This window comes from Actinoplanes sp. ATCC 53533, from assembly GCF_003947245.1.
This window is the reverse complement of sequence record NZ_QHHV01000319.1, coordinates 1-3403: the sequence shown is the minus strand read 5'-3', so window position 1 is coordinate 3403 and position 3403 is coordinate 1. Positions and strand designations below refer to the sequence as shown.

Annotated in this window: 3 protein-coding genes; all 3 read right to left on the bottom strand. The window is 66.9% G+C overall.

The annotated features are described in order from the left end of the window. Positions 1–45 precede the first annotated feature (45 nt). Positions 46–1161 carry an aromatic/alkene monooxygenase hydroxylase subunit beta gene (locus DMB66_RS55335; protein ID WP_125812052.1) on the bottom strand — a complete coding sequence of 372 codons (1116 nt, stop codon included), beginning with the start codon at positions 1159–1161 and terminating at the stop codon, positions 46–48. 33 nt (positions 1162–1194) lie between these two features. Next, on the bottom strand, positions 1195–2328 hold the full coding sequence (locus tag DMB66_RS55330; protein ID WP_233625532.1) for a 2Fe-2S iron-sulfur cluster binding domain-containing protein: 1134 nt from the start codon (positions 2326–2328) through the stop codon (positions 1195–1197). Beyond that, positions 2325–3403 (bottom strand): methane monooxygenase (locus DMB66_RS55325; RefSeq protein WP_199753207.1); only part of this gene is annotated, 1079 nt, incomplete at its 5' end. The genes DMB66_RS55330 and DMB66_RS55325, both read right to left, overlap by 4 nt.

The following is a 3403-nucleotide window of genomic DNA, read 5'->3' as shown; positions in this document are numbered from 1 at the left end:
KTGGACGACGTGCGGTTGACGTCGAAACTCGCGGAAGAGGTCACTTCACTGCTCCTTCGCCGTGGCCAGGCCGAGGTCGGTGATCAGGGTCTGGAAATCGGCGGTCGCGGCGGCGTACGAGTCCGCGAAGGTGACCGCCCGGTCCGCCGGCTGCGACCAGATCGGCTGCAGCTCGTACGCGGCGTGCCTGCTGACCGGCACCCACTTGTCGAGCCAGCCCTGCATGACGGACCTGTTGTGCTCGCCGTGCGTGGCATCCTTGGTGAGCAAGGAGAACAGCGCGCGGGTGTAGCGCAGGTCGCGGGTGTAGTCGTTCTCGCCCGCGCCGATCAGCGTCGGGGTGATGTAGTCGCCGTTGCGCGCCGCGATCTGCATGACGAGGTCGCTGCGGAACAGCACGCCGACGAGCGGCTCGAAGACGACGTTGGTCGCGAACACCGCCTCGGCCCAGTCCTCGACCGCGGTCAGCAGCTCGACGTTCTCCCGGACCCCCTGCCATGACGGGTCGTTCTTCCACGTGGCCCGGTGCGCGGCGCCGTCGAACCCGTCGAGGATCTGGCTCAGGTCCAGGTTGTACAGCGCGATGTCCTGCGCGAACCGCAGCCGGTGGACGCTGTTCACGGCGATCGCATTGTTGATCATGTTGGTCGGGGCGGACCGTTGCGCGGTCACGAAGACGTGCATGCCCAGGCCCTGCTCCGCGTGCATCCAGGCGCCGACGTTCTCGGCGACGAACCTGGTCCACGTCGGCGACCAGTGCGCGTAGGCACCGGCCTCCTTGGCGTTGGTGAGGTTGAGTTCGATCTGCCGCACCACGTTGGCGTTGTTGCGGTAGATCGTCTGCTCCCACTCCTCGTTCGGGTCGAGGAAGGCGTGCCAGTTGCTGCTCTTGAGGGCGGTCCAGTCGAGCGGGTAGCCGCCCTCGCCGTCCGCGAACCCGTAGATCCAGCCCTGGGTGAGGTGGCGCTCCGGGTCCGGCTGGACGTCGGTGGTGACGTCCTCGTAGACGGTGGCGCGCATCTTCTTCGGCTTGAAGTAGTTGTAGGACCTGCTGGTCGAGCTCGGGAAGACCAGCATCCCGGCCTCGGCACCGGTGAACTCCGGCTTCGGGAAACTCACGGGAGCCTGGTGCTGCTGCTTCTCCTTGGCTGGCGTGCTCATGTACAGCCTTCTTCCTCGTGGTGTGGCCGGCCGTCAGTCGGTGCCGGATTCGGCGGTGATGGTGAACTTGTCGAAGTGGATCTGCTCCTGCGGGACGCCGGCCTCGCTCAGCAGCCCCAGCGCGGCGTCGATCATCGGCGGCGGCCCGCACAGGTAGACGTCGCACGACGACAGCGAATCCTCATGTCGAGCGACGACGTCGTGGACGAAGCCGGTGGCCGCCTCGGGCCAGGACTCGGGCCAGGACTCCGACAGGCAAGGCACGAACGTCAACCGCGGCAGCCGTCCGCGCAGTTCGGCGATGTCCTCGAGCGAGATCAGGTCCGCCTCGGTGCGCGCCCCGTAGTAGAAGACGACCTCGCGCTCGTTGCGGCTGTCGGCCATCTGCCGCAGCAGGGCCAGCATCGGCGCCATTCCGGCGCCGCCGGCCGCGAACACCAGCCGGCGTTCCGAGGATGCCTTGAGGGTGAACGTCCCGTACGGTCCGGTCACGTCCAGCTTGTCGCCGGCGGCCAGTCCCCCTTCCAGCAGACCGGAGAAGTGACCACCGGGGTACCGCTTGATGACGAACTCGAGCATCCCGTCCGGGGACGCCGGCGCCGCCATCGAGAACGACCGGTGCTCGTCGTGGCCCGGGATCCGGATGTCGACGTACTGGCCGGGGTAGTAGCGCAGCTCTCCCTCCACGATCCGCAGGACCAGGTGGGTGATGTCGCGGCTCAGGTCGGCCATCGACACGATCTCGGTGCCGACCGTCACCACCGGCAGCCCGGAGTGAATCATCTCCTCGTCGAAGTTGATCAACTCGATCCGCAAGTCGGAGTAGGCGTGCGACCGGCAGAGCAGGACGTACCCCTCGTCGCTCTCGTAGTCGGCGAGCGCGAACGTCGAGTAACGATCCATCTGCACGTCGCCGTCGATCAGGAACGACTTGCACGCCGAACACTGGCCTTCCTTGCACCCGTGCATGAGCATCACGCCCTGCCGGAACGCCGCGTCGAGCACGGTCTCGTCCTCGGACACCTCGATCTCGATGCCCACTGGCTCGAAACTCACCTTGTGCTGATCGTCCATCGTCTGCCGCCCTTTCGACGCGGGTGGGGATCCGGGCAGCGCGAGGTGGGTGGCATGCACCCCCACCCCGCCCTGGTCCACGGGGTCGGTCACACGCCCGACGGTGTCCGGTTGGGGTTGGCCCGGTAGGAAGCGGCCCACGCCTCGCGCTCGGCGTCGGTCATCTGGTTGAGAGTCACGTTCGGGCTGCCGAACGGGATGCCGCGCACGTCGTCGAGCGTCCACAGCTTCTTGGGGTCGCTGAGGTCGAGGTGCGGTTGCGCGATGAGGGTCTTGCCGTCGTCCCGGACGTAACCGAGGTCCGCGATGATGTCGGCGAGATCCTGGCCGTGGTAGAGCGTCTCCCACTCCCGCTTGCCGGTGAGCCGGCCCATGTTCGGGGTCTCCCGGCCCTCGTACTGGGGCCGGAACGCCACCGCGTCGGTCCAGTGGCAGGTCTCCGAGCAGTAGGTGCGCCACTGCCCGTCGACCTTCTCGACCACCATGTCCTCGCGGATCAGCGCGGGCACCATGCACGTCCAGCAGCGGTGGGGGTATTCGTAGCCGACGTTCTCGAAGGCGATCGGCTTGTTCCTGCCCGGGTAGGCGAGCCGGTTGTAGGCCTCCCACCACTTGCCGAACTGGTCGTACCAGCCGGGGTACTTGTGCTCGAACCAGGCGAAGTCCGTGTCAGTCATGGCGTCGATCCGCCAGTAGTTGACCGGCCAACCGGTCGCGAAGAACTGCGCGACCCGGTGCACGTAGTGCTGGTTGTAGATCCGGTCCCACGCCTTCTCGACCAGGTCGTGCGGGATGACCAGGCCGTACTTCTCCAGCGGGATCAGGTAGCTGCGGTAGTAGTCGTCGTAGATCCACCGCCGCCACATCTCGGCGTAGGAGTCGCGGTCCTTGCGGCGGTCCTTCGTGCCGTACTCGATGAACGTGCCGATCGCCGCGTCCACGACGCAGTGGTTGTTCCACCACGCGTAGCGCAGGTCCCGCTCCAGCAACTGCCGGTTGTCCTCGTCCGCCAGCGCCATCAGCAGAATCGAGTAGCCGTTGCTGATGTGCCGCGACTCGTCGGACTGCACCGAGTGGAACACCGTCGGCAGCAGGTAGTCGCCGTTGGCGGCCGCCTCGGACGGCATCGCCACGAACAGCGTGTTGGTGAACGCGGTCTCCGCGACCA